The following is a 26535-nucleotide window of genomic DNA, read 5'->3' on the forward strand; positions in this document are numbered from 1 at the left end:
CCTCTCCTTCTGTTTTCATAAAATTACTTTACATGTTGCTTTTTTTTCATAACAAAATACGCAAGTGATAAAAATAGCAGCCAAGGGATACCGAATTGAAGCATGATTTTGAAATCGGTAAACCATGCTGTGATAATTAAACTCAGTAAGAGAAGTCCCCCCAATATCGTCAAATATGGAAAACCCATCATTCTTACCGGCAATTTGCGACCTCCCAGTTTGTCCCATTTCTTACGGAAAAACAAATGGGAAATGAAGATGATTAACCAGGTAAAAAGTGAACCAAACATCGATATCCCCATCATAAATGCGTAGGAAGATCCAGGCAGCAGCGCATTTACAACAGCTGCGAGAATAATTCCAATTGTGGAAACGATAAGCGCAGTTGTTGGAACCCCTTTTTTAGATAGCTTCCCCATGACGGCAGGCGCAAACTTTTCTTGCGATAGTGAAAACAACGTTCTTGAGGAAGCATACAGCATTCCATTCATAGAAGATAAAGCGGCTGTTAACACGATAAAATTCATGATGCCAGAAGCGCCTGGTATATTTAAGATCTCCATGACTCTGACAAATGGACTTTTTTCAATTCCTGCCGATTGCCATGGAACAATCATCAACATGATCGCCAAAGTTACAACATAAAACGCAGACAATCGGAAAACAGTAGCCTTTAAGGCTTTCGGAACAGCTACATCCGGCTCTTTGGCTTCACCTGCAGTAACCGCGACCAATTCAGTACCTATGAAGCTAAAAAGAGAAATAAAGACGGCAATCCACATTCCTTTAAAACCAAATGGGAGGAAACCTTTATGATCTATCAGGTTATGAGCACCCACATTTTCATAGCTGGAAGTCCCAAATAGAACGTAAGCACCAAGAAGGATAAATCCAATAATTGCACTAACCTTGATCATGGAAAACCAATACTCAAATGATGCAAATGCATTAACACTGGTAGCGTTTACATATATGAGCACTGCAGTAAATATAATGATCCAAGTGATACCTGGAACTCCCGGATACCAGTATTTCATATAGACTGCAATTGCACTTATTTCAACCCCGATCGCAAGAACCTGAGCAATCCAATAAGAGTACCGAACAAGAAAGCCTACCATGGGATGAAGATAGAGATCCGCAATCGTTCCAAAAGATCCTGAAGTTGGATGGGCGACCGTCATTTCTGCCAAGCAACCCATTAATAATAAAACGACTAACGCACCAAGTGTATAGCTCAGCAATACACTTGGTCCAGCAGTGCCAATGGCTAGTCCGCTTCCAAGGAATAATCCCGTCCCAATGGCCATCCCCATTGCGATCATCGAGAGCCGGCTTGATGATAACTCCCGTTTTAATCCCTCACCGCTATTTTTAATTTCCATGTCTTTCATCCCCTTCTCTAACCATCAGGCTTTGCTTTGTCCAAACATTGCTTGATCGATGCCCTCAGAGGGAAAAGCCCCTCCCCGACTTTTTGCTTTATGCCACTACTTCACGTTCATTTTTAAATTTCTCATATTGCTTTTCAGTCATAATCTTTTTAAGGGTTTGAACCACTTCCCAAACTTCCTCGTAGGACGTATAAAGAGCAACAGGTGCAAGTCGAATGATGTTAGGCGCCCGAAAATCCGGAATGATGCCATTTTCCTTCAACGATTTACAAATTCGTGCCGCTTCGTTATGCTCAAGGCTTACATGCCCGCCGCGTCGTGCATCCTCTCTTGGCGTCCCGATGAAAAATCCCATATCCCCTAATTCACTCTCAATTAATTTCATTAAATATTGATTGATTTTAAGAGATTTTTGGCGAATATTTTCTATACCTGCTTCCGCAAAAATTTCCAATGACCCAATCAAAGGGGCAACGCTAAGCACATGAGGTGTTCCTATTTGGAAAGCTCCCGCGGACAGAGCAGGAGTTAACGTATGCTCCATATCGAATTGTTTCTCTTTAGCAGAACTAAACCAACCGGCGAGTCCGGGCATTCTTCCAAAATGCTTTCGATTCACAAACAAGCCTCCGACACCACCTGGTCCTCCGTTCAAATGTTTATAATTACACCAAAACGCAAAATCAACACCCCATTCGCTAAAATAATGTGGAATCGAACCTGCCGAGTGACAAGCGTCAAACCCGATTAATATCCCTCTACGGTGTGCTTCAGCGGTTAGTCGTTTAATATCCAATATTTGACCGCTGCGATAAAGTACGGTGGGCAAAACGATCAAAGCGACTGTCTCATCCATGGCTTCGATAATGTCATCTTCTTCTAAAAAGCGTCCGTCGCGGCTTTTCACACGAATCAGATGTGTATCGGGGTTATTTCCATGTATCCGTAACTGGCTTTGTAGAGCATAAATATCGGATGGAAATGTGAGTTCATCCGCTAAAATTTTTGTGCGTAAGCCTTCTGGATGATAGAACGTAGATACAAGCTGATGCAGATTAACGGTTGTAGAGCCTGTTACAATGACTTCTTCTGCTGAGCCTCCTACTAACGGAGCAAGCTTTTTGCCTAGATTCTCTGCCATAAAGAACCACGGATGTTTTCCCTCTGTCCAGCCGTCGATTCCATATTCTTTCCAATCCTCTAAAGATTCCAAGAGAGTCCTTTCCGCTCTTTTCGAAAGTAGTCCTAATGAGTTCCCATCCATATAAATGGAGCCTGGCTTTAAATAAAACTCTTCTCGAAACTGTGCCAGAGAATCTTCCTTATCCAATTCTTTTGCATATTTTAAAGTTCCTTCAAAGTTTTTCAAATGCATCAAGATCATCCTCTCTCTTATAAAATGAATGATGAAGCGCTTTCTTGAATGAATATGACGTAGTGTCAATATTATTATCACTCTAAATATGACACGATGTCAATATTATTTTTATGCTAATTATTTACATGAATACCTTATGGCTTCCCTTTCCTTTGTATAAAAAAACATATATGCTAGAGATAATGAATAATGGGGGAATAAGAATGGAAAACCGCAATATAGAGGATAAAAGACATTTACGATCGCTGAATACACGGAAGAAGCTTTTAGAAGCCGCTAGGGAAGTCTTTCTTCAAGAAGGTTTTCAAAAAGCAACGATCTCGCAAATGATTAACAAAGCGGGTATCGGATACGGAACGGCCTATGTTCATTTTGGAGGAAAAGAAGATCTTTTGATTGTCTTGTTGGAGGATGTCATGGAGCGATTTTTTGACATTGCTGAAGTCTCCTTCCTGCCCAAATCGAAACAAGAAGCCATGGAAATTATTAACAAACAGGCCTATGCTTTTCTAAAAATGGCGGAAGCCGAGCGGGATATGATGCAAGTCTTTGAACAAGCAATCGGGGTTTCTTCGTTAGTCTCGGATAAATGGAAAACGATTCGTGAAAAATTTATTGGGCGTATTTCCACGGACATTGCCTATTCCCAACAAAATGGGTTAGCTAGATCCGAATTAAATCATGAGATTGTGGCACGAGGCTGGTATTTTACGAATGAAATGTACCTATGGGAAATTGTCCGGAACGAACATCATGGTTCTGTTGAAGAAGTCGCAACAACGATCACTTCTGTCTACGTCACAGGACTTTATTTATAATCGGACCATAACCTAAATAGCCCAGAAACCGTAAACCGGTTCTGGGCCTTTTAGATTCAAACAATTAAGCTTTAACAGTAAAATCAATCGAACCAAGGCCATCCCATTTTGCGGAGACAACATCGCCCTCATACAGCTGGTGTGCTCCAGTAATTCCGCCAGTTAGAATTAATTGGCCTGCTTTCAGCTTACGACCTCTGCGGGCAAGCATATTAGCCAGCATAGCTACCGAATTAGCCGGATGTCCGAGGACCGCAGCTCCTGCGCCCAAATCTTTCATTTCTCCGTTAATAGAAAGGGTGACCCCGACCAAGTCCAGATCCAATTCAAGCGGATTTCTCATCGTGGAACCAACGAATACACGTGAGGAAGAGGTGTTATCGGCAATCACATCCGGCAAAGTGAATTGGAAATTTTGATATCTGCTATCAATGATTTCTAATGCAGGAACGACATAATCTGTAGCCGCCAACACCTGTGCTCCTGTAATTCCAGGTCCCTCGATATCCTTGCCAAGAATAAAAGCAATTTCCGCTTCTACTTTCGGATGTATCAATTCACTTAGCGAAAGCTCTCCGCGATCGACAGCCATATAATCAAAAATGTAGCCGTAAATCGGCTCGTCTACATTCATTTGCTTCATTTTGGCCATGCTGGTAAAACCCATCTTCATTGCAAAAACTTGATACCCTTGCTCGGCCTTAATTGCAACGATTTCATCTTGGATACGGTAGCCATCCTCTATGGACAGTTCAGGATATTCGGCCGTCAGCTTGATGACTTCATGCTTATTTACTTCAGCATCTATAAGCTTTTCGGCTAGAGTTCTGTTAATTTGATCAGAAAGCAAACTGGTTCCCCCCTCGAGAGTTACGCTTAGAGATTTCTGCAGCAATGTCGATGATCATATCCTCTTGCCCACCAACAACTTTGCGCTTTCCAAGTTCGATTAGGATATCGCGGGAATCAATTCCGAACTTTTTCGCTGCACGTTCCGCATGCAAACGGAAGCTGGAGTAGACGCCGGCATAGCCGAGAACCAGGCTGTTTTTAGTGATTTCTTGAGGCACCTCAAGAATAGGCGCTACGATATCTTCTGCCAAATCCATCATTTTGTACAAATCCACACCAGTGCAAATGCCCATTCGCTCCAACACGGCGATTAAGACCTCGGTTTGCGTGTTGCCTGCACCTGCGCCTAAGCAGCGTACGCTGCCGTCAATCCGTGTGGCACCTTCCTCAATAGCGGCAAGCGTATTGGCCATAGCCAAGGATAAATTGTTGTGACCATGAAATCCTACATCAATACCGACGCTTTGCTTCAGAGCTCGAATTCGCTCCGCAACTTCTTTGGGCAGCATCGCACCTGCTGAATCAAAGATATACACGGCATCTGCGCCATAGCTCTCCATCAATTTCGCTTGCTCCACAATTTTATTCGGAGATGCCATGTGGGACATCATCAAAAATCCGATCGTCTCAAGCCCTAGTTCCTTTGAGCGAGCAATGTGCTGCGCAGAAACGTCAGCCTCCGTTACATGGGTTCCAATGCGCGCCATGCCTACACCTAGCTTTGCAGCGGCATTTAAATGTTTGATCGTACCGATTCCCGGTAAAAGCAATACAGCAATTTTGGCTTGTTTGCAAACGGAAACGGCTGCTTCAATCAGTTCCATTTCATCCGTTCGGGATAATCCATATTGCAAAGATGAACCGGCAAGCCCATCCCCGTGCGTCACTTCGATGTAAGGAACGTTCGCTTCATCAAGTGCGCGGGCTACATTGACCACTTGCTCCACGGTGTATTGATGGTTGATCGCATGGCTGCCGTCACGAAGCGCTACTTCCGTAATAAGAATATCGCGGTTTACACTCATCTGTCTCCTTCTCCTTTCTTGTTTATGCTGTCTCTGCGATGCGGGATTTGGCAAATTCCTCAGCCACTTTTACTGCTGTAGCTGTCATAATATCCAAATTACCCGAGTATTTAGGGAGGTAATCGCCAGCTCCTTCTACTTCTAGGAACACCGTTACTCTGTTTTTGTCAAAAATAGGTTCCGTGCGAAGTCGATACCCTGGCACATACGATTGTATGTAGGCAACTGTCTGGTCGATTGACTTCACAATGTCCTCTTCATCGAGATGATCCGGGTCTACCAAAGCATATACCGTATCTCTCATCAAAATCGGTGGTTCAGCAGGATTCATGATAATAATCGCTTTTCCTTTTTTCGCTCCGCCAATGCTTTCAATACCGTGGGAAGTCGTTTCCGTAAACTCATCAATATTCGCGCGAGTTCCCGGTCCAGCGCTTTTACTTGAGATGGTGGCGACAATTTCGGCGTAGCTCACTGGGCTGACCTTATTAATCGCATGAACAATCGGAATCGTCGCTTGTCCACCACAAGTAATCAAGTTAATATTTGATGCACTCATATGAGCGCCAAGATTAACACTCGGAACAACGTAAGGTCCAACTGCCGCCGGTGTTAGATCAATCGCTATTTTCCCTGCTTCCCGGAGTGCCTTGGCATGTCGAATATGAGCTTTGGCAGACGTAGCGTCAAACACGATATCGGCAAGCTCCGGGGTTTGCTCCAAAAATTGCTTCAGTCCTCCGGCGAACACTTCAAATCCGTGATTTTTTGCACGGCGAAGTCCTTCCGATTCGGCGTCAATCCCGATCATTGAAGTTAATTCAAGCACATCTGATCGGCTTATCTTCATCATCAAGTCGGTGCCGATGTTCCCAGAGCCCAGAATAGCTACCTTTATTTTAGACATTCTACTCTCCTCCAAATTATACAGTTAAGATGTAAACCTGACGCCAACTTCCCCCAGATGGGCAATACGTGCGCTGAAATAATCACCAGGAGCCGCATTGGCAGCCGCAGACAGCGCTCCGGAAAGGATAACTTCTCCGGCTTTTAACGTAATGCCGAATTCAAACAATTTATTAGCAAGCCAGGCTACACAAGTTGCCGGATTGCCTAGCGCCGCAGCGCCAACACCGGTATTGATCAACTCTCCGTTTTTATAGAAAGCCATACCCGCCATGACGAGATCAATTTGATCCGGCTTGACTGGACGCCCTCCGAGTACATATAAACCGGAAGATGCGTTATCGGCAACCGTATCCTCAAGCTTGATTTTCCAGTCCGCAATGCGGCTGTCTACAATTTCCAAGGCCGGCAGCACATAATCGGTTGCCATAAGGACATCATGCGCAGTTACCCGCGGACCTACCAAGTCGCGCTTCAGGATGAAAGCGATTTCAGCTTCCGCTTTTGGCTGAAGAACGCGTGCAAACGAAATTTCTCCGTTATTTTCGACTGCCATATCATCTAACAAATGACCATAATCCGGTTGATCAACACCCAATAACTTTTGCATAGCCAGTGAAGTAAGCCCAATTTTCTTGCCTACGATTTTAGCGCCGTCCGCCACTTTCCGTTCGATTGTTTTCAATTGAACGTTGTATGCTTCTTCGACGGTAAAGTTTGAGTCCAAGGACGTCAACGGTGATACCCCGTGTCCAATTTTTACAGCCTTTTCTAAGTAATCAGCAAATCGTGTAATCTTCACCAAATCCAACTTCTCTTCCTCCTCCACGTTTTGTGAGACGTCGAATCTCTTTCTATAGCTTCATGGTAACGGTCTTAGCTTCCGTATAAAACTCGAAGCTATGACGCCCGCCTTCACGACCGATCCCACTATCTTTTGCTCCCCCAAAAGGAGTGCGCAAATCGCGAACATACCAGCAATTAATCCACAATAGACCGGATTTCACTTGATCGGCAACGCGGTGCGCGCGTCTCAAATCATTCGTCCATACGACTCCAGCTAATCCATAAATGGAATCATTGGCAATTTGAATCGCCTCTTCTTCTGTTTTAAACGGAATAATGACAATGACCGGACCGAAAATTTCTTCTTGAGCCACTCTCATTTTGTTGTCTACATCGTAAAATACGGTTGGTTCGTAGAAATTACCATCTCCGAGGGTAGTAATTTTCTTACCGCCATAAGCCAGTTTAGCACCTTCGCTTTGGCCGATCTGTACATACTCATCAACCGTGTTCAAATGACCACGCGATACGAGCGCGCCCATGTCCGTCTCTTCATCAAGCGGATTACCCACTTTAATCTGTTTAACAGCAGCAACGAATTTTTCCAGAAACTTGTCGTAGACACTCTCTTGAACTAATAATCTGGAACCTGCTAAACAAATTTCCCCTTGATTACGGAAAATAGCTTCAATGGATCCTTTAACCGCCTCATCCAAATCGGCGTCCTCAAACACAATGTTAGCTGACTTCCCTCCGAGTTCAAGCGATACCGGTATAAGTTGAGAAGCTGCATTTTTCATTACTGTCTTTCCAGTCGTTGTTTCTCCGACAAAAGAAATACGGCGCACATGGGGATGAGTGGTCATCGCCGTGCCGACAGTTCCGCCAGGACCAGTAAGTATATTTAGAACACCGGGAGGCAGACCTGCTTCATTCGCAATTTCGCCAAGCATAACAGCGCTAAGCGGCGTGTAAGAAGCCGGTTTCACGATCACGGTGTTTCCTGATGCGAGCGCCGCAGAAGCTTTCCATGTCATTTGCATAAACGGCAGGTTCCAAGGAATGATAAGGCTTGTTACACCTGCAGGCGCATATTTGGAATATGACATGTACTTGTTCATATCGTAATGCTCATGCACCATGTATTTGGCCATTTCGGCAAAGAAACGCATGTTCCAAGCCGCTCGCGGGATGTCAAAGCCTCGGCTTTCTTTAATCGGCTTACCGACGTCAAGCGTCTCCACCATCGCCAATTCATCCACTCTCTCCAGGATGAGATCGGACATTCTGCACAAAATTTTCGCTCTTTCTTCGACCGCCATTTTGCTCCAGACGCCGCTTTCGAACGTGCGATGAGCCACATCAATCGCATAGTTCACATCCTGCTCGTTTGCATTCGCCACAGTCGTTAGTTTTAAATTTGTCGCAGGATCAATCGTATCGAACGTCTCACCGGAGATTGCGTCTACATATTCACCATTAATAAACAACTTTGCGGCTCTGATTTTCACCTGGTTGCCTTGTATCGTCTGACTCATTGGAAACCTCCTACTCCTCGACTTCAAGAATCATTTCAACTTCAACTGCATTATTGAGCGGCAGCTGCGCCATTCCTACAGCCGATCGTCCATGCTTTCCTTTTTCCCCGAATACCTCTACAAGCAAATCGGATGCGCCGTTCATCACCTTCGGTTGATCTGTAAAATCAGGAGAGCTGTTTACAAAGCCCAAGATTTTGACGATCCGCTTCACTTTGCTCAGGTCCCCAACTTCTTGCTTAACGACAGTGAGCAGATTGAGCATACACTGTCTTGCTGCCGCGTAGCCTACCTCAATGGTCACATCTTCGCCGAGCTTTCCGCGATATTCATTCGTTCCTTGTCCAGCCGTAAAAATCAAGTTTCCTGTGCGCACGCAGCCTACATAGTTCCCAACCGCTTTACGCGGGTCAGGCAGTTTAAAACCAAGTTCTTGCAATCTTTGTTCCGGCGTAACATTTGAATTTGTCATAGCTCTCACCTTGTTTATTTAATGTTTAAAAATCGTAATGCGTTTGCCCCGAGCATAGCCAGCCTTTGCTCCTCCGGAACATCCAGCGTACGGTCAATGACTTCCCCAGGCGGCACTTCTCGTAATAAGAACGGGTAATCCGAGCCCATCATGATGCGACCGTAGCCAAACTTATCAACCAGATATTTGACATTCCCCGGATCGTTGACGAGCGAGTCAAAGTAAAAATTATCTGTGTAATGGCTTGGCGGATTCGAAGTGAGTCTCAAATGCGGCCATACATGCCACCCCTTATCAAGACGAGGCAGGATATATGGAAACGAGCCCCCGCCGTGTGCAAAACAAATTTTGAGTTTCGGGAACTTCTCAATGACCCCTCCCAAGATTAAACTTGCCGCAGCCAAAGCCGTTTCACTCGGCATCCCGACGGTGTACATGAGATTGTGACGAGGCATCCGCTCTTTGCCCATTGTCTCCCATGGGTGGACAAATAATGGCACATTCCATTGCTCACACATGTGGAAAAATTCAATCAATGAAGGATCATCTAAGTTGCTGCCATTGACATTTGTGCCGATTTCGATTCCTTTTAAACCAAGTACATTTATGCAACGATCCATTTCACGTATAGCAACTTCCGGATTTTGCAGCGGAACCGCTCCCAGTCCGATAAAACGATCTGGATATTGGCTAACTGTTTCTGCGATGAAATCATTCTGAATCCGAGCCATCGCCTCCGCCTCTGCTGCAGGAGCCCAATAGGAGAATGTAACAGGAATAGGAGACAGCACTTGAATATCTACATGTTCCCGCTCCATATCGTATATTCTCTTAACGGGGTCCCAACACTGATCCGTGATTTCACGGAACACCTTACCTGCAACCATAATGTTGGCGCCGCATGTGCAAGTTCGCTGAATCGTGGGCCAACGCCCACCCGCATATTTTTCATTAAAGTCAGGAAAATCTTCTGGAATAATATGTGTATGGAAATCTACTCGCATGTCCATTCACTCGCTTCGGGAGCCATCTCATGTCCGCATTTATCGCACTTTCTCAGATCTTCGTTGCCGTTAAAAGCCTGGATCGCTTCTTTAACTTGAACTTCAATATTTGTCAATTGAACCGTAGTACGGTGCATCATATGATCGCATTTTTCGCAGAACCAAACGAAGCTTTCCAGCTCGCCTTCAGGTCTGCTGCGTTCAATAACGAGACCAATCGTGTCCGCGATCCGGTGCGGGGAGTGGGGAACATTAGGCGGAAGCAGGAACATCTCTCCCTCTTTCACAGTAATGACCTCGCGTTTGCCTTCCTTATTGATGATCTCGACGAAACAATCTCCCTTTAGCTGATAAAATACTTCTTCGGAAGGATCGACATGAAAATCGCGTCGCTTGTTAGGACCTCCAAGAAGCATAACCATCAATTCCGTGTCTTTCCATATAACTTTGTTGTTCACCGGAGGTTTAAGCTGATCTTTGTTTTCCTCGATAAATTTCATCAAATTGATAGGTTTAAGCATTTCGAATCACTCCTCAGTTATTGGTATGGGTAAGATTTCCTTGCTCAAGAGCGTATCTTTTCCACCGTTTTTCCGGCAATTCCCCAGTGCGTTAACGGAATATCATATAGTAAAACCCTTATACTTTCGGGTGAAACTTGCAGCGTTTCGGACACCGTTTGAGTGACACGTTCAATCAGCTCATCTTTTACTTCCTGATCTCTTCCTTCTAGGATCTTCATCTCAATTATCGGCATTTAAACAGTCCCTTCTGTTTTCAACGCCTTTTGCATAAAGACAACCTCTTGAGCCAAATTCGCAATTCGTTCCAATACATCAGCGTCAACAATTTCATTCAGTTTATTGAAATGATCGTTATTCGCATAGACATAACCTGGAGCAACATAAGCTCGGAAATAACCGGCGATCGGCTTCAATTGATTTTCAATTACTAGAAAATGCTGATAAGTACCTCCTGTTGCGGCAAATCCCATTACTTTGTTACGAAGAGCCTGCGGAGGAATATGGTCGAACAGGTTTTTCAGAACACCTGTGATAGACCCCTGAAAGATCGGCGTACCGATGATATAAAAGTCAGCCGACGTGATCATGTCGATGACCTTCTGAGTATCGTCCTCATAGGCGGAGAGCGCACGTCCGTCAACGAAGGAAACTTTGTAATCCCTCATATCCAGCAGTTCAACTTCAATATCAGGGTTTTGCCTTTTAACCTCATCAAGTGCTTTTTGCACGACGATGCTTGGTTTTGCGCCAATGATCGTTCCAGATATACCCAATAGTTTCATTCTGACTCACTCCTTAGCAGGAAATTTTGTGCAAATGCAACCAACCCAATAAAGTAAACGATTGCTGAATTTCTCCATCCGAAATCAATTGGCGTATTCTCGTAGACGAAATCGGTTTTCCTTCCGAACAACAAACAGGCTGCATCACTCGAACCTTGAAATACCGTTCAAGCAGGGCTATATCCCCTTCCCGATTTTTTCCGAACCGAAAATCTTGGCCAATCATAATTTCCAGCGGATTCAGCTCGCTTAAATTGTTAATGAAGTCAGTCGAACTTCGGGAGGCATACGCTTCGTCAAATCGGGCAATTACCGTATGATCGATACCGAGTCGGGCTATTCGATCCAGCTTTTCTTCCAATGTCGTTAACATACGAGCCCCTTGAAAAAATGAGCGAGGCGGGAGATCAAAGGTATAGACCAAACTAGGCACTCCCAACATCTCGCTTCTATGCAGCGCTTGTCGTATGACGGCTTGATGCCCTTGATGCACGCCGTCAAAAGCACCGATCGCGATAACTGAGCCCGGTAAAGTTAAAGTTCCATCTGCATGTGACTGCACGTCTCCGCCTCATTCCCTATTTAAATATCTATTACCTTTTCAGAAGTTCTTCCGTCTCATTTGCACCTGGAATCCGCGACACATTTAAGGCTTCATCTACCATTGCAAACGAATGCGTTTTTTTATAGTTGTTGTAGAAAATGGCTTTTTTGCGGATCGGATCGCCTGTGTAATACCGTTCGTATTGGAGCAACCGTTGGCCGAACGCCTCGCCGCACAGATCCCATGCCAGCTTAAACAGATGAATACGATCCGTACCGGAAATTCCTTCCCGACCACCATAATAACGTTCCATATCTTCCGCTAATTCAGGATTTGTCAAATCTCCTTCCGTCGGAGACATGAGCAATCCTCCTGCACCGATAATCTGCATCACCTCAATCGCACGGGGATAGAACGTCGGCAGTAGTCCGCGAATCGTTTCAATCGGATTATATGCCGGAACCAAATCGCCGGATGGCAAAGTTTCATACTCCAGCTCCGCAACTCTCAGCAGCGCTCTAACCGATTCAGCCGACTGGACTAATTCGCCCAAATCATTTTGAACGTTCAAGTAAACATCTACACCGATGGAGTCAGCCACTCGAATTGCCACATCTGTAGCAAACTGAAGCTTTATCAAGCCTCTCACACCGGTTTGGTGCGATGGTTGCTGCCCAAGACCCGCTTTTGGATATAACAGGTTCGCCGCTTCCACATTGTTATACAAAAATACGCGATCCCAAGGAACCAATACATCGTTAAAGACAAGCAGTGCATCCATCTCTTCAAAACGCGACGCCAACGGATGATCAGCCACGCTGCGAGTTCCATCTTGCATAGGCTCGCGGCAGAGGATGCGAAGCCCTGGCGTATCAATCGGAAGCGCAAATGCAAGCGCGTAGCGCTCATCGCCAGGTTTAAATCCAGGGAACGAATAAACGATAACTTCATCTGTAATCGGCGAAAGAGTGGCCAGCATTTTGGCTCCTCTAACGATCAACCCCTCAGGTGTTTCTTTCACTGCGCCCAAGTGCGTAAATGTGTCCTGCTGTTCATGCGACGTCTTGCTGCGGTCATTTTGCGGGTTGATAATCGCATGTGTTAAAAATAAGTCGTTATCCCGAACATGACGGTAGTAATTTTTTGCGTTTTCCGCCCATTCCGGGTTATATTTCGCCAAAAAGTCCGCATTGCTATACAGCGAAGTGACCACAACGTTGAGGAAATCCGGCGTCCTTCCCATCAAACCGAAGGTCGCTTTGGCAAACTCCTCAAATACCTGCCTCCGTGCCTGGAGATGTTCCGGTTTTTTGGGAACTAAGAAAGCGTTGTTCACTCTTTCTCCGGTTTCTTCACAGATGTGTGTAATCCTGTCCTGAAGTGATGGGTCATGCTGCATGTCATACAGCTTTGCTATTTCATGAATTGGTTGCTTAAACACAACATCTTCATAGACATTTGTCACTTTTCTTCCCGAAAGCCATACCTCCGGTTGACGAGCTTTCAATGCCTCCATGTACTGAGCGCCAGTACGAATTCCCATTCGCTGTACCTCCCTAAACTTTGTAAGATTTGATGCTTATGCCTGAATTATAATACCCGCCCGATAAATGGACTGTAATGCCATTAACGTTTTTCGCGCTTTTTGAAAGCGGATTCATAGCAGTGCCTTCTTTTTTAATTCGAAGTGTTAAGCAGTTAACATTTCTTTTGTATTTTTTGACATGAGATTGTAAACACAATCGTTTATCCCCTATAATTAATTTGTAAACGGTTTCAGAGGAGTGAAGAATTTGGTTATCCCATTTGAACTTATTGATCAGTGGCAGCAAGTTTTGAAGTACGGAAATAGACAGTTTTTCAAAAAGAAAAGCGTCATCTACCGCCAAGGAGCTGCTGGAGATGGTTTTTATTTTCTGCACAGCGGCATAGTGAAAATTGTTGCCTCCACCTCAACAGGGAAAGAGCGCATGCTAAATATTGTCGTTCCCGGACAGCTGGTCGGTGTTCATACGATTGATCGGCAAACCCACTTTACAACTGCAATAACGGCCAAAGACTCCGTACTATATCATTTTTCCAGTGAACGGTTTAAAGATCTGATGACCGAGCAACCTGAGTTAGTCCACCTTGTTGCCCAAACGATCATACAGAAAATGCGCGTACTCTTATTTGCAATAAACATGAAAACGCTTTCTACCGAAGGTCAAATTGCTTTGATTCTATTAAACCTGTTTGATGATTTTAAAAATTACGAAATTCCACTCTCCCAACAAGAGCTTGCCAATTGCACGGGATTAACCAGAATAACTGTTTACAAAATCCTTAGACAATGGAAAGAAGCAGGAATAATCGAAATGAAAGAACGCGCCTTTATGATCAAAAGACCTGATTTGTTAAAAGGTATCGTCGAGGATTGATCATGTAAACAATGACCCGAGGGAAAAGGTGATCTAATGTCAAACCTTCGTTATAAATTGGAGCCCTATTTATCGTATGCCCAAGTCCTTCACTTCAAAAAAAAGGCATCCATTTACCGTCAAGGCGAAGGTGGAAAAGGCTTTTACTACTTGGAGCAGGGAGGAGTAAAAATCGTACTCCTGTCGGATAACGGCCACGAACGTATTGTGGACTACATTCAGATAGGAACACTACTCGGGGAGCACGGCGTGAGCAAGTCCCCCTATCTAACGTCTGCTTTTGCTACCTCTCCCTCCATTTTGTATTATTTTTCCGATGAAGCATTAACCAAGATGTGCAAGGATCATCCCGAAGCAGCACTGATATTCACAAATTCCCTTATTTACAAGGTCAGATTGCTCGCTGAGCTCATCGCCTTTCATGATAGTCCTGTTAAACAGCAAACGGCATATTACTTGCTTAAGCTACTTCAGATCCACGAGAACGAAAATATTCCAATTGATCAAACTTCACTCGCTCGCTACGTCGACACATCCCGAATTACAGTAAATACGATTGTTCAAAAATGGAAAAGTTTAGGTTTGATTGAATTCTCACATCCCGGTACGATCCGTATTACGAACATTGACAAGCTTAGAGAAATCGTAAATAATTCGGAACACATGTAAATACTTATCAATCTTCCTAAAAGACGAATGCAGCCCGTCTCTTCACAGAGGTCGGGCTGTATTGTTTATTTCATTTCAAAACCCAACGAAAAAAAACAAGCTGACACCTGTTATTTACAGTCGACAGCTTGCAGTTTATATAGAAAATATATATTACAAGTTAAATCAATCTATCCTTTTCAACCGGTACAAGTAGGATAGAAATTGAAGCGATTAAGGCTGCGAGAGCAAAAATATAAAAATTTACGTTGAAATCCACTTTCCAAGCCAATAGAAGTCCCCCTAGAATAGGCCCACAGGAGGCGCCGATTCTGCCAACACCGGATGCCCAGCCCAAAGCGGTTGAACGTGCGTATGTAGGGAAGTATTTTGTAAGGTAGGCATTCAAAATAATAAGTATTCCAGTTGAACCTATTCCTGCTATCCCGATAAGTGGATAGAGCAAGACGGTAGGAGGCTTTAAGCTTAATAGAGCGATACTTACAGCTGCTGCAATATAGGCAATGCTAATGACCCGTTTTGAACCCCAACGGTCTGCTGCTGCACCTGCCCCGAGTGCGCCGATCGCTGCTGTAAAGTTTAACATGACTAAGAGTGACAAACTGGAGCCAAGAGGGTAACCAGCCTGGACCATCATTTTAGGCAGCCATGTACTTAGCCCGTAAACTAAGAGTAAGCCCATGAAAAACGTAACCCAAAAAAAGGCCGTTGTTCGTAAGTAGGGTTTGGAAAATAAGAATGCAACAGAACTCCAACTGGTTTTCGGACCTGTTTTGCTTTCTGTATGCTGTATCACTGGTAGATCGATCTGATATTTCTTACAAATGACTTCTGCTTCTTCTTTACGATTACGTGAGACCAGGAAATTGACTGATTCAGGCAGTTTCCAAATGAGGAAAGGCACCAGGACAATGGGGGTCAGCCCTAGCCAGAACAAAAACCTCCAGCCATAGTCATTCAGGAAAAATAAGGAAAGTACTGCTCCAAGTATGCCTCCAATAGGATAACCGGAAAACATGATGGCATTCATGAGGGAACGACGATGAATAGGAGCGTATTCAATGGTAAGTGTGGTGGCAATTGGCATAGCTCCACCTAATGAAATCCCCCCCACAAAACGGATAACTCCTAACATTTCCGGTGAAGTAGCCATGGCCGATAAACCCATAGAAATGGAAAATATACCAATACAAGTGATGAGTGACCACTTACGACCGATGAGATCCGACAATGTTCCAACGATAACGTTCCCAATTATCATTCCAATCAGTGCATAGCTACCAATGAGACCGGCTTGAACGGGTGTTAACGTCCATGTCTTATCCGCTAATAAGCTTGAAATGACCGCACCATAAATTCCTAGATCATACCCCTCAGCCATTATCGTTAGAAAGCAGCAGACGACGACCAGCGCAGTTAATGATTGTGCAGTTCGTGTTGACTTTTGTAGAGGAACAGCAGGCTCTGAATTCTCGTTTAAAGAGAGATTTTCATTGGTATTCAATATATAACCCTCTTTCCAAGTATATTTTTAGATCGAACCGCGTATCATGTTTCCTTTAAACATGACAGCCACCCGCGTGGATCTTCTAGCAACGGTTTCCGCCGAACAGGTCGCCTCCACCAAAACTAGATTTGCGTCATCTCCCACTGCTGGCCAAATCCGTTTACCATTTGGGTCTAGTGTGGTTTTTCCACCTGTAACAAATGCAAGCGCTTCCGTAAGAGAACGTTCATCAATCCAACTGTAGCGTTCAACAAACCGGTTTAATTTGTCAAGAATATCTCCATTTCTGAATGGGTACCACGAATCATAAAATCCATCGCAACCTAGTTCAACCTTCACCCCTTTTTCATGTAAAAAAGGGAGAGGCGGGATCTGTCTGTTGATCAGTACGGTTGATATGATGGAGACGCCTAATTCGGCAAACGAATCGATTGTTTCGACTGCTTCCTCGATGGGGACATCCCCCAAGGCAAAGGCATGGCTAATTGCCACCCGGTTATGATAGCCCGCTTCTTTCGTCATGGCAGCCAACCGTTTCATCGTAGTCAGGCCTAGCTGGGATGGATCATGCAAATGGATATCGATATCGGCATTTGCCTGGACAGCAATTTCCATCATTTGTGCAAGTGACTGCTCCATATTCCCATCCACTCCGGCCGGATCAAGACCACCAACAATAGTTGCACCTTCCTTCATTGCCTGCTTCATTAAATCAACCGATTGCGAACGCAGCAGTCCATGCTGTGGAAAGGCTACAATTTCATACGTCATTTTGTCGCTATATGTCTCCAGTGCTTTACGCACTTCATCCAAATGTTTCAACCCGACATAAGGATCAATATTAACATGTGCACGGATATGGGTGACACCAGCCGAAGATATAAACTCCAACATTCCTTCTGCCCGCTGTTTAACTGTATCCAACATGACAAGGTTCTCTTTAGCTTCAAAATCCAATCGTTCAATCAGATTTTTCACGGGTTTGCATGATTTCCATCCATATCCCATGTAGGTTTTGTCCAAATGAATGTGTTTTTCAACAAACGAAGGAAGGGCAAGCAAACCCTTTGCATCTTTTCTCGGAAGATCGGTTACAAGTGGCAAATCGGCCGGCATCATGTTGGCGATTTTACCGTTTTCAATTAAAAGATGACACACTTGCGAGCGTGTATGAATAATGTCGTCTTCGTCCTGCTCAAAACCACTGTCCAAGCGTACATGTGTCAACCAGTAAGCAGAAATCATATTCTATCTGTCATCCCTTTCTGTTTGAAGCAATCGTGTACTTATTCCCCCATAAATTGAAAAGCTGTTAAAACAGCAGCACATAACCCGACTTAGTTAAACATATCCCCTTCCTCCTTTCTTATATTTCCTCTCCTTCTAATAGGGATACTTATCATTCATTATAAGTTGTATTTTTAACGGAACGTGTTAACTAGTTAACGTTTTAATATTAAATGTAAGCGCTATTATTTTTTATCGTTTTTGATTACCTCTTTTGCGAAATTTCAGAGACAGTTACTAAATGCTGTGCTTCAGTACTAATTGTTTCGATCACTAGCGATATTTCTGAAATTTGTTCAAATTGATTGTGAAATAAGTGTTTCGATCCTTCGAAAAGTTTCCTTAAATTCACAGTTTCATTTGTTAAATCATTAAGAATGCTTTCGATTCGTCTGGATGACTCTTTGGAATCATCCGCCAACTTTTGTATTTCTTTAGCCACGACGGAGAAGCCTCGGCCCTGTTGGCCTATATGGGCTGCTTCAATAAGTGCGTTCAGACCTAGTATTTTGGTTTGGGTTGAAATCCCTGCTATCGTGGAAACAATTGAAGAAGTCCGGTTAATTTGCTCCTGTAAATTATTCATATATTCAAAAATGACTTCATTCTTTTCGAACAGAACTTTTGATGTTCTCATAATCGTAAGTGAGTTTGCATTCGTTTGCTGCACAAGGGCAAACAGATGCTCTGCAATATTCATTAGCCGTTTTTGTTTGTTCAAGCTGACTCCGAATACGATGGAACCGACGATGTATCCATTCTCAAAGATTGGTATTCCACCACCGCAATACACTACTCCATAAACAGATTGATCAACAATGTTGAATTTTTCCTTCTTATTCTCTATTATTTCTTTTGCCACACTGCCATGTTTAAAAGCTTCGTTCACTACGATGGGGAATTTTAGTGAATGACCAGGAAAATAAGCAACAAATTTCTCCATATCTGTAATGCCCATCGTAAAATCTTCCTCAAACAAACAAGTCATTTGAAACCAAATAGGTGCTGTAACAAGTAGATGAGAGATGATATCTGATTTTTGATGAGAATTCATTTGATCCATTGTCATGTCCTTTCATCCGTAGATGTCCATCGATAACGTATTTGAAATAGCTATTACTTAGCAATAAAAACAAACCGAACCCCCTATTTCACGTAGGGTTCCGGTTTTATGTTTACCAACCAAAATGTATTACATGGCATCCAATATGATGGCGGCCGTTTCCTCAATTGCCTTCTCCGTGACATCGATTACTGTACATCCAAGCTGCTTATACAAGTCGAAGGCGTATTCCAACTCTTCCGCTACTCTTTCTATGGCAGAATATTTAGCGCCAAATGGCAGACCTACCGCTTTCAACCGTTCTGTTCGGATCTTAACGAGCTGGTCCGCGCTCATCGTCAAGCCGATCAATTTGTTTTTGTTAAGTGTAAACAAGCCTTCGGGCGGTTTCACTTCCGGTACTAGTGGATAATTGGCTACTTTGTACCCTTTATGCGCCAGAAAAATACTAAGCGGCGTTTTCGATGTTCTTGAAACCCCCAAAAGAACAATATGTGCTTGTCTCAAAGCACTAGTATCCTTACCATCATCGCATTTGACTGCAAATTCAATGGCTTCGACCCGCTTATGGTAGTTTTCGTCCATTTGGTGAAGCAATCCCGCCTGCCTTTTAGGAGAATCCTTGAAAGTATCAATGAAAGCTTGCATGACAGGCCCAAGGATATCGATACTTGTTACGTTTAAGCGAATCGCTTCTTGACGCATCATCTCTCTTAATTCCGGAAGAACAAGCGTGTAAACTACAAAACTCCCCAACTTGGAAGCTTCCTCCATCATACTTCGGATTTCTTCCTCCGTTCGCATTGTTCCAAAACGTCTTACATGAACTTTGCTAGCGTTAAACTGACGAATTGTCGCTTGAACGACGGTATTTGCCGTTTCCCCAACTGAGTCAGAACAAATGAAAATGGTATGGACTAGCTCCCCCACCCGTGACACCTCCAAGCATCTCTGCCGCATCAAATGGCATTAGTTACCTTACATTCGCTGGGAACACCATGTTCGATGAACGCTTGTGCTGCGGCGATTCGAGCTAAAGGAATTCGGTAAGGGGAACAGCTGACATAATCCAATCCGATCGTGTGACAAAAGAAAATTGACTCTTTATCTCCGCCATGTTCCCCGCAAATCCCCGTTTTAAGCGATGGCTTAACAACACGGCCCACGTTCACGGCTAAGTCAATCAATTGTCCGACCCCTTCCGTGTCGAGCACCTGAAACGGATTATGTGGCAAAAGCTTTTGATCGACATAATGGGTTAAAAATTTCCCTTCCGCATCGTCACGGCTGTATCCAAACGTCATTTGCGTTAAGTCATTGGTGCCAAAAGAGAAGAAATCTGCATGTGCCGCAACTTGGCGCGCAGTAAGAGCAGCGCGTGGTACTTCTATCATTGTCCCGACCTTATACGGACATTCTCGAAGCTTTTCTTTCCCCAGCACCTGCATCGCAACAAGCTCAACAAGTTCTCTGAAAATTTTCAGTTCACTTGCATGACTAACAAGCGGAATCATGATTTCCGGATGTACGCTGATGCCATTCTCGATACAACCAGATGCTGCACGGAAGATGGCCTCAATCTGCATCTCATAAATCTCCGGATAAACAATTCCCAATCTGCAGCCTCGTTGCCCTAGCATGGGGTTTGCCTCGTGCAGAGCTTGCACTTTCCGAAGAAGGTGAGCCACCTCATCTCTTTCCTCGTCAGAGCCCTCTTTATCATACATTAGCTGGGCTTGTCTTCTCTGCAGATCTTCAAGGTTTGGGAGAAACTCATGTAGTGGCGGATCGAGCAATCGAATCGTCACCGGGAGGCCGTCCATTTCATTGAAAATTTCTTCAAAATCCGACTGCTGCATTGGAAGCAGCTGGGCAAGAGCCTTCAAACGCTCCTCCTTATCTTCCGCTAGAATCATTTGTTGAACGACTGGTAATCGCGCTGATGAGAAAAACATATGTTCCGTCCGGCATAGCCCGATCCCTTCTGCCCCTAATTGTCTCGCAATTCCTGCATCGTGCGGGTTATCCGCATTCGCAAACACTTTCAGTGTGCGAATCTCATCCGCCCACTTCAGCATAACGAGAAGTTCATTTGTCATCCTAGCTTCATGTAAAGGCATGTCACCGATAATGACGCGTCCGGTTGCGCCGTCCAGTGTAATCCAATCGCCTTCTTTCACGATCTTGTTTCCAACCATCATCTGTTTCTCATCAAGCACGATTCGGATGTCTTCGCAGCCGCAAACGCATGGCTTGCCCATTCCCCTTGCCACAACAGCAGCATGGCTCGTCATCCCTCCACGGCTCGTGAGCACGCCTTCTGAAGCGATCACACCATGAATATCTTCCGGCGTCGTTTCCATTCTAGCAAGAATGACTGTTTTGCCCGCACGGCTCCATTCTACTGCCGTGTCGGCGCTAAACACCAGCTGTCCCACCGCTGCTCCCGGCGAAGCAGGAAGTCCTTTTGCCAAGACATCCTTTACTGCATCTTCATCAATACCTCTGTGCAGAAGCTGATCCAAATGGGACACTTCGATACGGCCAACGGCTTCCTGCTTGGATAATACACCTTCATGAACCAAATCGACGGCAATTTTTAATGCGGCTTGAGCATTTCGTTTCCCGTTTCTTGTTTGTAATAGGTAAAGCTTATTATTTTCAACCGTAAATTCGATGTCCTGCATATCTTTGTACTGCTTCTCAAGCTGCTTGGATGCCTGGAATAACTGCTCATAAATTAGAGGCATCTCGTTTTTCAACGCAGCAATGGCCAGCGGTGTTCTTATACCTGCTACGACATCTTCACCCTGAGCATTGATCAGGTATTCTCCAAAAAATGTATTCTCACCCGTAGAAGGATTTCTCGTAAAGACGACGCCGGTGCCGCAATTACCACCCATATTGCCAAAGACCATGCTCTGCACGTTGACGGCTGTCCCTTGCTCATCTGGAATCCGATTTATTTTACGGTAAATTTGAGCTCTTTGATTGTTCCAGGACTTGAATACGGCTTCAATGGCCATTCGTAACTGCTCGTACACGTGCTGAGGAAAAGACTGGCCGGTTTTAGCTAGAATGCACTTTTTATAATCTTCAATCAGATCCTTCCACCCCGCAGCAGTAACATCATGATCTTGGAGGGCGCCCTCTTTCTCTTTCAAACAGTGGAGCAGCTGCTCAAAATGGTAGGATTCAATGCCGAGCACCACGTTCCCAAACATCTGCATCAAGCGGCGGTAGCAGTCGTAAGCGAACTTTTCATTTCTTGTAAGCGCTGCCAATCCAAGGACAGTTATATCGTTAAGTCCGAGATTCAAAATGGTATCCATCATCCCTGGCATTGAGCTTACCGAACCAGAACGTATCGAAACAAGAAGCGGATTGTTTGCATCACCGAATATTTGCCCTTTCTGACTCTCTAACTGCTTGAGAGCTGTTGCGATTTGTTCAAACAATTCCTCCGAGATTCGATTGCCTACCTTAAAAAAAGCTAAGCAAGCTTCAGTCGTAATTGTGAATCCCGGCGGTACGGGAAGACCGGCACGTGTCATCTCAGCAAGATTGGCTCCCTTTCCTCCCAGCAAAGCTTTCATTGAGGCATTTCCCTCTTGAAAAGGTACCACTTGTTTTTGTGTCATCATTTGTTTGCCTCCTTATTTTTATCCATACAACAAAACACATAAACTTAAAAAATCAATTGCTTATTGTTGATGAGTTTCTTCGGCGCTTGGGGTATAGCAGGCATATCCAATGCATCATCTACCAACGCGAAGGAATGAGTCTTTTTATAATTACTGTAAAAAATCGCTTTTTTACGTATCGGATCACCTGTGTAGTAGCGCTCGTATTGAAGCAACCGTTGTCCGAACGCCTCGCCGCACAGATCCCACGCAAGCTTGAAGAGGTGGATACGATCTGGACCAGAAACTCCTTCTCGACCGCCATAATAACGCTCCATATCTCCCGCTAAATCAAGATGAGTCAAATCAGCTTCCGTCGGAGACATCAGTAATCCACCTGCGCCGATAATTTGCATCACCTCAATCGCGCGCGGATAGAACGTCGGCAGCAATCCGCGAATCGTTTCAATCGGATCATATCCAGGTACCAAATCACCGGAAGGCAACGTTTCATACTCAAGTTCCGCAACCTTCAGCAGCGCTCTAAGCGATTCTACCGATTGGATCAATTCACCCAAATCGTTTTGCACGTTCAAGTAAACATCTACACCGATGGCGTCAGCCAATCGACAAGCTACTTCTGTAGCGAACTGAAGCTTTATCAAACCTCTTACGCCAGTTTGGTGCGAGGGCTGCTGTCCCAAACCTGCTTTTGGATACAGCAGGTTCGCCGCTTCCACGTTGTTATACAGGAATATGCGATTCCAAGGCACCAATACATCGTTAAATACAAGTAAGGCATCCATCTCTTCAAAGCGTGATGCCAACGGATGATCGGCAACCGGACGGGTTCCATCTTGCATAGCCTCACGGCAAAGAATGCGAATGCCCGGCGTGTCGATAGGAAGAGCAAATGCAAGTGCATAACGCTCATCGCCTGGTTTAAACCCTGGGAAAGAGTACACAATAACTTCATCCGTGATCGGCGATAGTGTTGCCAGCATTTTAGCTCCACGAACGATTAAACCTTCCGGTGTTTCTTCTACAGCACCCAAATGAGTGAACGTATCCTGCTGCTCGTGTGACGATTTGCTGCGATCATTTTGAGGATTTATAATCGCATGTGTCAAGAATAAGTCATTATCCCGAACATGACGGTAATAAGTCTTGGCGTTTTCCGCCCATTCCGGATTGTATTTTGCCAAAAAATCCGAATTGCTATATAGCGAAGTGACGACAACATTAAGGAAATCCGGCGTTCTTCCCATCAATCCGAATGTTGCTTTGGCAAAGGCTTCAAACGTCGCTCTGCGTGCCTTCAAATCCTCAGGTTTTCTAGGAACCAGGAAAGCGTTGTTCACCCGTTCTCCAGTTTCTTCACAGATGTGCGTTATTTTATCTTGATATTCCGGATCATGCTGCATATCATATAACTTCGCAATTTCGTGAATCGGTTGTCTGAATACAGCTTCATCGTACAAATTGGTCACTTTTCTTCCCGAAAGCCATACCTCCGGCTGGCGAGATTTGAGCGCCTCAATATACTGAGCGCCAGTACGAATTCCCATTGTAATTCCCCCTTAAATGTATCTTCTTTACATTTCTTGTAAGGTGATTCAAGAGCCTATGTTTAGAGTATAAGAGTAACAAGATAATTGGACTGTAAGGCAATTAACATTTTCTGCGTTTATTGAAACCGGATTCATTTGGTGTAAAAAAAGACCGCCGATTCCAAACAAATGCAGCCTGCCTCTTCATAGAGGGCAGGCTGCATTTGTTTTTCATATAGATTAGTTTATAGATCTGTGCGGAGCCCTCAGTCCCCGATTTGGGTTGTGGTGCAAAGCTCTGATACATGATAACATGATTGAAATGAATTCATGGGATGGAGCAATTACGTTGAAAACGGAACTAGATTTGTTTAAATGGAAGCAGTATGAATCAGAAGTAATCTTGCTAACAGTAAGATGGTATTTGAAATATAGCCTAAGTTATCGTGATCTAGTAGAGATGATGGAAGAACGAGGTCTACATATTGCTCATACAACCATCATGCGATGGGTTCATGAGTTTGGACCGGAGTTAGACAAGCGAATTCGTTCCTATTTGAAGTCAACAAATGATTCCTAATTGCCGGGATAGAAGTCATGCATATGATAAAGAAAGGGCAGGTCGAATGCAATCATTCGTCTGTCCTTTCTATAGTAGAATCAATCAATAAAATGTTTGGTTTGATAGCATAGTCAAACAACAATATGACGACTATCTTTGATCTGTTTAATCGTTGCACCAAAACCCCCTGATCCATCACTGCATCAATGCTGTATCAAGAACTAAAGGTAAACCAGTCTATATTACCAAAACCATCTCCGCTGTCTTTGGCAACGATATACAATTTATGTGAACCTGAAGCCCCCGATACGCTGCTAGTTTGTGTTGCATACGTATCCCAACCCCCAGTAGAGTTTATTGTGAATGTCCCTATAAGGGTGCCTGTTGGACTATCCAACCGGAGTTCAAACTGCTTGCCTATAGTGGCAAATACAGGGTCCATTCCTACGCTTGCGATGAACTTGGTTTTGCCTGTTCCAAAGTCAACATTGTCATAACTCAGCCAGCTTCCGGTATTCATGTTGCCTACCACAGTTCCCGTTCCAGCACGATGTGTCAATATTCCCTTTGAACCGCTAAAACTCTCAGCTTGCATCATTGGGGATGGCGCAGGATTTGTTGGGATTGTTTCGACTTTCATGCTTGAAGTTTGATGATTTAAGTTACCCAAACCATAAACATCACCTGTCACAACTGTCGATACTCCGCTATAATTTGAATCTGCAAATAAAGTTACTTGATAGCCTGGTGCAATACGAATGGAAGAAATGGTATCATTGCCAATGCCTTTCACGAGCTGTTCGTAATTATAATTGCCGGAGCCGAGTATTTCCGATGCCCCGCCAAACGCAGTGCCACTGTAAATCGTCACCGGCAGATCTACACCGTTTGAACGAAAGAACATATCTATGAATCCGGCGGTCTCTCGCTCCGCTTGACTCAACTGGTTTAGGATCGGCGTTTTTACGGCGTTCTTCCACATGTCGGAATAATAATTGCTGACAGCTGCTTGCCAGAACCAACTCGTGATGGAATCATTCCATACTTGTGGCATAACGGATTTCGCTTGCACTGCAGCTTGATGAACCCATAGTTCAGGATCGGTTGAAGATACCCAATTAAATAGTCCAGAATCGGGAACCGGCGCTTGATTTTGAATAGATTCGGAATAGGATTCTAATTTCGAATGATAGCCAGGCGCGTTATGATCGAGATTTGAAATATTTGAAGCATGCAGCGGCATTGTAGCATCAGTGAAATAGTGCAAGGATACGCCTAAGTAATAGAATGCATTAGAAAAATCGCCATGTTTGTAGTAGTCCGACGCTATATTAAAATACTTCGACCCGGATTGCCGTGCGGTTGGATACGATAATCCCGCATAATTGGTTTGCGTATCCGGATCATAAAAGTGGGACATAAATGTGCCAGAGTCATAAAAAGGATTCAGGTGATCGGCATCGTACAAGCCTTGCTCCCAACGATCACGAAACTGCTCAAGCAGCGTGGAGGGTTTATTAATTACCGAATCCGTATTGCTGGAAATAAGTTTGACGCCGCCGTTTACAATAAAAAGATGAGTACTGTAGTCTTGATTAAACGCATCGTCGCACGACCATGCGAAGACATTTTGATAACCACCGAATAATGAAGTGATGGCAATTGCACTTGTGGCAACTAAGGATAGCAGTTTTTTGGTTCGAATACGTTTTTTCATCATACACCTTCTTTGTTGTTTGTTATCAACGCTCAAGCAGTTGATTCTGATCCATGAGCGTCTATTATTTTCATAACTAATTATGATGGTATTAACGTAAAAAAGAATGATATA

The 26535-nt window shown here is 44.2% G+C and carries 24 protein-coding genes and 1 pseudogene; 4 read left to right on the forward strand and 21 right to left on the reverse strand.

The annotated features are described in order from the left end of the window. Nucleotides 1–23: 23 nt before the first annotated feature. Together J2Z65_RS20545 and kynU are read right to left on the reverse strand one after the other, a co-directional pair. Nucleotides 24–1385, reverse strand: a complete 1362-nt coding sequence (locus J2Z65_RS20545) for an amino acid permease (RefSeq protein WP_420850811.1) — start codon at nucleotides 1383–1385, stop codon at nucleotides 24–26. A 97-nt stretch (nucleotides 1386–1482) separates the two neighbouring features. Further along, nucleotides 1483–2769, reverse strand: a complete 1287-nt coding sequence (gene kynU / locus J2Z65_RS20550; RefSeq protein ID WP_167057480.1) for a kynureninase — start codon at nucleotides 2767–2769, stop codon at nucleotides 1483–1485. 206 nt (nucleotides 2770–2975) lie between these two features. Here kynU and J2Z65_RS20555 point away from each other — a divergent pair, with 206 nt between their 5' ends. Further along, nucleotides 2976–3590 (forward strand): TetR/AcrR family transcriptional regulator, encoded by a 615-nt coding sequence (locus J2Z65_RS20555; RefSeq protein WP_167057374.1) that lies wholly within the window; start codon nucleotides 2976–2978, stop codon nucleotides 3588–3590. A 64-nt stretch (nucleotides 3591–3654) separates the two neighbouring features. Here the strand turns inward: J2Z65_RS20555 and J2Z65_RS20560 are convergent, their stop codons facing one another. Genes J2Z65_RS20560 through J2Z65_RS20615 form a run of 12 tightly spaced genes read right to left on the reverse strand, consistent with a single transcriptional unit; the run spans nucleotide 3655 to nucleotide 13566 of the window. Beyond that, nucleotides 3655–4440, reverse strand: coding sequence for a 2-keto-4-pentenoate hydratase (locus J2Z65_RS20560; protein WP_167057377.1), 786 nt, complete (start codon nucleotides 4438–4440; stop codon nucleotides 3655–3657). Then, nucleotides 4430–5467: a 4-hydroxy-2-oxovalerate aldolase gene (gene dmpG, locus J2Z65_RS20565; RefSeq protein WP_167057380.1), complete on the reverse strand. Its 1038-nt coding sequence runs from the start codon at nucleotides 5465–5467 to the stop codon at nucleotides 4430–4432. Before dmpG ends, J2Z65_RS20560 begins: the two co-directional genes overlap by 11 nt. Before the next feature lie 22 nt (nucleotides 5468–5489). Beyond that, nucleotides 5490–6374 carry an acetaldehyde dehydrogenase (acetylating) gene (locus J2Z65_RS20570; protein WP_167057383.1) on the reverse strand — a complete coding sequence of 295 codons (885 nt, stop codon included), beginning with the start codon at nucleotides 6372–6374 and terminating at the stop codon, nucleotides 5490–5492. A gap of 24 nt (nucleotides 6375–6398) precedes the next feature. After that, nucleotides 6399–7184: a 2-keto-4-pentenoate hydratase gene (locus tag J2Z65_RS20575; RefSeq protein ID WP_167057386.1), complete on the reverse strand. Its 786-nt coding sequence runs from the start codon at nucleotides 7182–7184 to the stop codon at nucleotides 6399–6401. 43 nt (nucleotides 7185–7227) lie between these two features. Continuing rightward, nucleotides 7228–8697 carry an aldehyde dehydrogenase gene (locus J2Z65_RS20580; RefSeq protein ID WP_167057389.1) on the reverse strand — a complete coding sequence of 490 codons (1470 nt, stop codon included), beginning with the start codon at nucleotides 8695–8697 and terminating at the stop codon, nucleotides 7228–7230. 10 nt (nucleotides 8698–8707) lie between these two features. Continuing rightward, nucleotides 8708–9169, reverse strand: a complete 462-nt coding sequence (locus tag J2Z65_RS20585) for a RidA family protein (protein WP_167057392.1) — start codon at nucleotides 9167–9169, stop codon at nucleotides 8708–8710. A gap of 14 nt (nucleotides 9170–9183) precedes the next feature. Beyond that, on the reverse strand, nucleotides 9184–10179 hold the full coding sequence (locus tag J2Z65_RS20590) for an amidohydrolase family protein (RefSeq protein WP_193580900.1): 996 nt from the start codon (nucleotides 10177–10179) through the stop codon (nucleotides 9184–9186). Next, complete coding sequence (locus J2Z65_RS20595; protein ID WP_167057398.1) at nucleotides 10164–10694, reverse strand: 3-hydroxyanthranilate 3,4-dioxygenase; 531 nt, start codon at nucleotides 10692–10694, stop codon at nucleotides 10164–10166. Before J2Z65_RS20595 ends, J2Z65_RS20590 begins: the two co-directional genes overlap by 16 nt. A 44-nt stretch (nucleotides 10695–10738) precedes the next feature. Beyond that, nucleotides 10739–10930 (reverse strand): tautomerase family protein, encoded by a 192-nt coding sequence (locus tag J2Z65_RS20600; RefSeq protein ID WP_167057401.1) that lies wholly within the window; start codon nucleotides 10928–10930, stop codon nucleotides 10739–10741. Continuing rightward, the gene (locus J2Z65_RS20605; protein WP_167057404.1) at nucleotides 10931–11479 is read right to left on the reverse strand and encodes an NADPH-dependent FMN reductase; all 549 of its coding nucleotides are present in this window, start codon (nucleotides 11477–11479) and stop codon (nucleotides 10931–10933) included. 13 nt (nucleotides 11480–11492) lie between these two features. Beyond that, nucleotides 11493–12041 (reverse strand): FAD synthetase family protein, encoded by a 549-nt coding sequence (locus J2Z65_RS20610; protein WP_167057406.1) that lies wholly within the window; start codon nucleotides 12039–12041, stop codon nucleotides 11493–11495. A 31-nt stretch (nucleotides 12042–12072) separates the two neighbouring features. Further along, nucleotides 12073–13566 (reverse strand): 4-hydroxyphenylacetate 3-hydroxylase family protein, encoded by a 1494-nt coding sequence (locus tag J2Z65_RS20615; protein ID WP_167057409.1) that lies wholly within the window; start codon nucleotides 13564–13566, stop codon nucleotides 12073–12075. A gap of 250 nt (nucleotides 13567–13816) precedes the next feature. Here J2Z65_RS20615 and J2Z65_RS20620 point away from each other — a divergent pair, with 250 nt between their 5' ends. Continuing rightward, nucleotides 13817–14443 (forward strand): Crp/Fnr family transcriptional regulator, encoded by a 627-nt coding sequence (locus J2Z65_RS20620; protein ID WP_167057412.1) that lies wholly within the window; start codon nucleotides 13817–13819, stop codon nucleotides 14441–14443. A 36-nt stretch (nucleotides 14444–14479) separates the two neighbouring features. Further along, nucleotides 14480–15112 carry a Crp/Fnr family transcriptional regulator gene (locus J2Z65_RS20625; RefSeq protein WP_167057415.1) on the forward strand — a complete coding sequence of 211 codons (633 nt, stop codon included), beginning with the start codon at nucleotides 14480–14482 and terminating at the stop codon, nucleotides 15110–15112. Between the two features lie 160 nt (nucleotides 15113–15272). On the opposite strand, the gene J2Z65_RS20630 is transcribed toward J2Z65_RS20625, so the two are convergent. From J2Z65_RS20630 to J2Z65_RS20655, 6 genes are all read right to left on the reverse strand, one after another. Beyond that, entirely contained in the window at nucleotides 15273–16616 is a 1344-nt protein-coding gene (locus J2Z65_RS20630; protein WP_193580901.1) for an MFS transporter, read from the reverse strand. 27 nt (nucleotides 16617–16643) lie between these two features. Further along, nucleotides 16644–17864, reverse strand: a complete 1221-nt coding sequence (locus J2Z65_RS20635; RefSeq protein WP_167057418.1) for an amidohydrolase — start codon at nucleotides 17862–17864, stop codon at nucleotides 16644–16646. A gap of 247 nt (nucleotides 17865–18111) precedes the next feature. Beyond that, complete coding sequence (locus J2Z65_RS20640; RefSeq protein ID WP_167057421.1) at nucleotides 18112–18975, reverse strand: methyl-accepting chemotaxis protein; 864 nt, start codon at nucleotides 18973–18975, stop codon at nucleotides 18112–18114. A 123-nt stretch (nucleotides 18976–19098) separates the two neighbouring features. Further along, nucleotides 19099–19899: a pyruvate, water dikinase regulatory protein gene (locus tag J2Z65_RS20645; protein ID WP_420850812.1), complete on the reverse strand. Its 801-nt coding sequence runs from the start codon at nucleotides 19897–19899 to the stop codon at nucleotides 19099–19101. Nucleotides 19900–19928: 29 nt separating this feature from the next. Continuing rightward, nucleotides 19929–22610, reverse strand: coding sequence for a pyruvate, phosphate dikinase (gene ppdK / locus J2Z65_RS20650; RefSeq protein ID WP_167057489.1), 2682 nt, complete (start codon nucleotides 22608–22610; stop codon nucleotides 19929–19931). Nucleotides 22611–22657: 47 nt separating this feature from the next. Beyond that, nucleotides 22658–24160 carry a 4-hydroxyphenylacetate 3-hydroxylase family protein gene (locus tag J2Z65_RS20655; RefSeq protein ID WP_167057424.1) on the reverse strand — a complete coding sequence of 501 codons (1503 nt, stop codon included), beginning with the start codon at nucleotides 24158–24160 and terminating at the stop codon, nucleotides 22658–22660. 304 nt (nucleotides 24161–24464) lie between these two features. Between J2Z65_RS20655 and J2Z65_RS20660 the strand changes: the two are divergent. After that, nucleotides 24465–24719 (forward strand): annotated as a pseudogene (locus J2Z65_RS20660) (hypothetical protein); the annotation flags it as partial. Between the two features lie 199 nt (nucleotides 24720–24918). Here the strand turns inward: J2Z65_RS20660 and J2Z65_RS20665 are convergent. Then, a complete protein-coding gene (locus tag J2Z65_RS20665) occupies nucleotides 24919–26424 on the reverse strand; it encodes a carbohydrate-binding protein (RefSeq protein ID WP_167057427.1) in 1506 nt (501 codons plus the stop codon). Between the last annotated feature and the right edge of the window lie 111 nt (nucleotides 26425–26535).

It is taken from the genome of Paenibacillus aceris (assembly GCF_017874035.1).
Lineage (GTDB): Bacteria > Bacillota > Bacilli > Paenibacillales > NBRC-103111 > Paenibacillus_E > Paenibacillus_E aceris.

What these genes read in the sequence shown, in the direction of transcription:
- J2Z65_RS20545 (WP_420850811.1), bottom strand. Translation starts at nt 1,385, where the DNA reads ATGGAAATTAAAAATAGCGGTGAGGGATTAAAACGGGAGTTATCATCA.
- kynU (WP_167057480.1), bottom strand. Translation starts at nt 2,769, where the DNA reads ATGCATTTGAAAAACTTTGAAGGAACTTTAAAATATGCAAAAGAATTG.
- J2Z65_RS20555 (WP_167057374.1), top strand. Translation starts at nt 2,976, where the DNA reads ATGGAAAACCGCAATATAGAGGATAAAAGACATTTACGATCGCTGAAT.
- dmpG (WP_167057380.1), bottom strand. Translation starts at nt 5,467, where the DNA reads ATGAGTGTAAACCGCGATATTCTTATTACGGAAGTAGCGCTTCGTGAC.
- J2Z65_RS20570 (WP_167057383.1), bottom strand. Translation starts at nt 6,374, where the DNA reads ATGTCTAAAATAAAGGTAGCTATTCTGGGCTCTGGGAACATCGGCACC.
- J2Z65_RS20580 (WP_167057389.1), bottom strand. Translation starts at nt 8,697, where the DNA reads ATGAGTCAGACGATACAAGGCAACCAGGTGAAAATCAGAGCCGCAAAG.
- J2Z65_RS20585 (WP_167057392.1), bottom strand. Translation starts at nt 9,169, where the DNA reads ATGACAAATTCAAATGTTACGCCGGAACAAAGATTGCAAGAACTTGGT.
- J2Z65_RS20590 (WP_193580900.1), bottom strand. Translation starts at nt 10,179, where the DNA reads ATGGACATGCGAGTAGATTTCCATACACATATTATTCCAGAAGATTTT.
- J2Z65_RS20595 (WP_167057398.1), bottom strand. Translation starts at nt 10,694, where the DNA reads ATGCTTAAACCTATCAATTTGATGAAATTTATCGAGGAAAACAAAGAT.
- J2Z65_RS20600 (WP_167057401.1), bottom strand. Translation starts at nt 10,930, where the DNA reads ATGCCGATAATTGAGATGAAGATCCTAGAAGGAAGAGATCAGGAAGTA.
- J2Z65_RS20605 (WP_167057404.1), bottom strand. Translation starts at nt 11,479, where the DNA reads ATGAAACTATTGGGTATATCTGGAACGATCATTGGCGCAAAACCAAGC.
- J2Z65_RS20615 (WP_167057409.1), bottom strand. Translation starts at nt 13,566, where the DNA reads ATGGGAATTCGTACTGGCGCTCAGTACATGGAGGCATTGAAAGCTCGT.
- J2Z65_RS20625 (WP_167057415.1), top strand. Translation starts at nt 14,480, where the DNA reads ATGTCAAACCTTCGTTATAAATTGGAGCCCTATTTATCGTATGCCCAA.
- J2Z65_RS20635 (WP_167057418.1), bottom strand. Translation starts at nt 17,864, where the DNA reads ATGATTTCTGCTTACTGGTTGACACATGTACGCTTGGACAGTGGTTTT.
- J2Z65_RS20640 (WP_167057421.1), bottom strand. Translation starts at nt 18,975, where the DNA reads ATGACAATGGATCAAATGAATTCTCATCAAAAATCAGATATCATCTCT.
- ppdK (WP_167057489.1), bottom strand. Translation starts at nt 22,610, where the DNA reads ATGACACAAAAACAAGTGGTACCTTTTCAAGAGGGAAATGCCTCAATG.
- J2Z65_RS20655 (WP_167057424.1), bottom strand. Translation starts at nt 24,160, where the DNA reads ATGGGAATTCGTACTGGCGCTCAGTATATTGAGGCGCTCAAATCTCGC.
- J2Z65_RS20665 (WP_167057427.1), bottom strand. Translation starts at nt 26,424, where the DNA reads ATGATGAAAAAACGTATTCGAACCAAAAAACTGCTATCCTTAGTTGCC.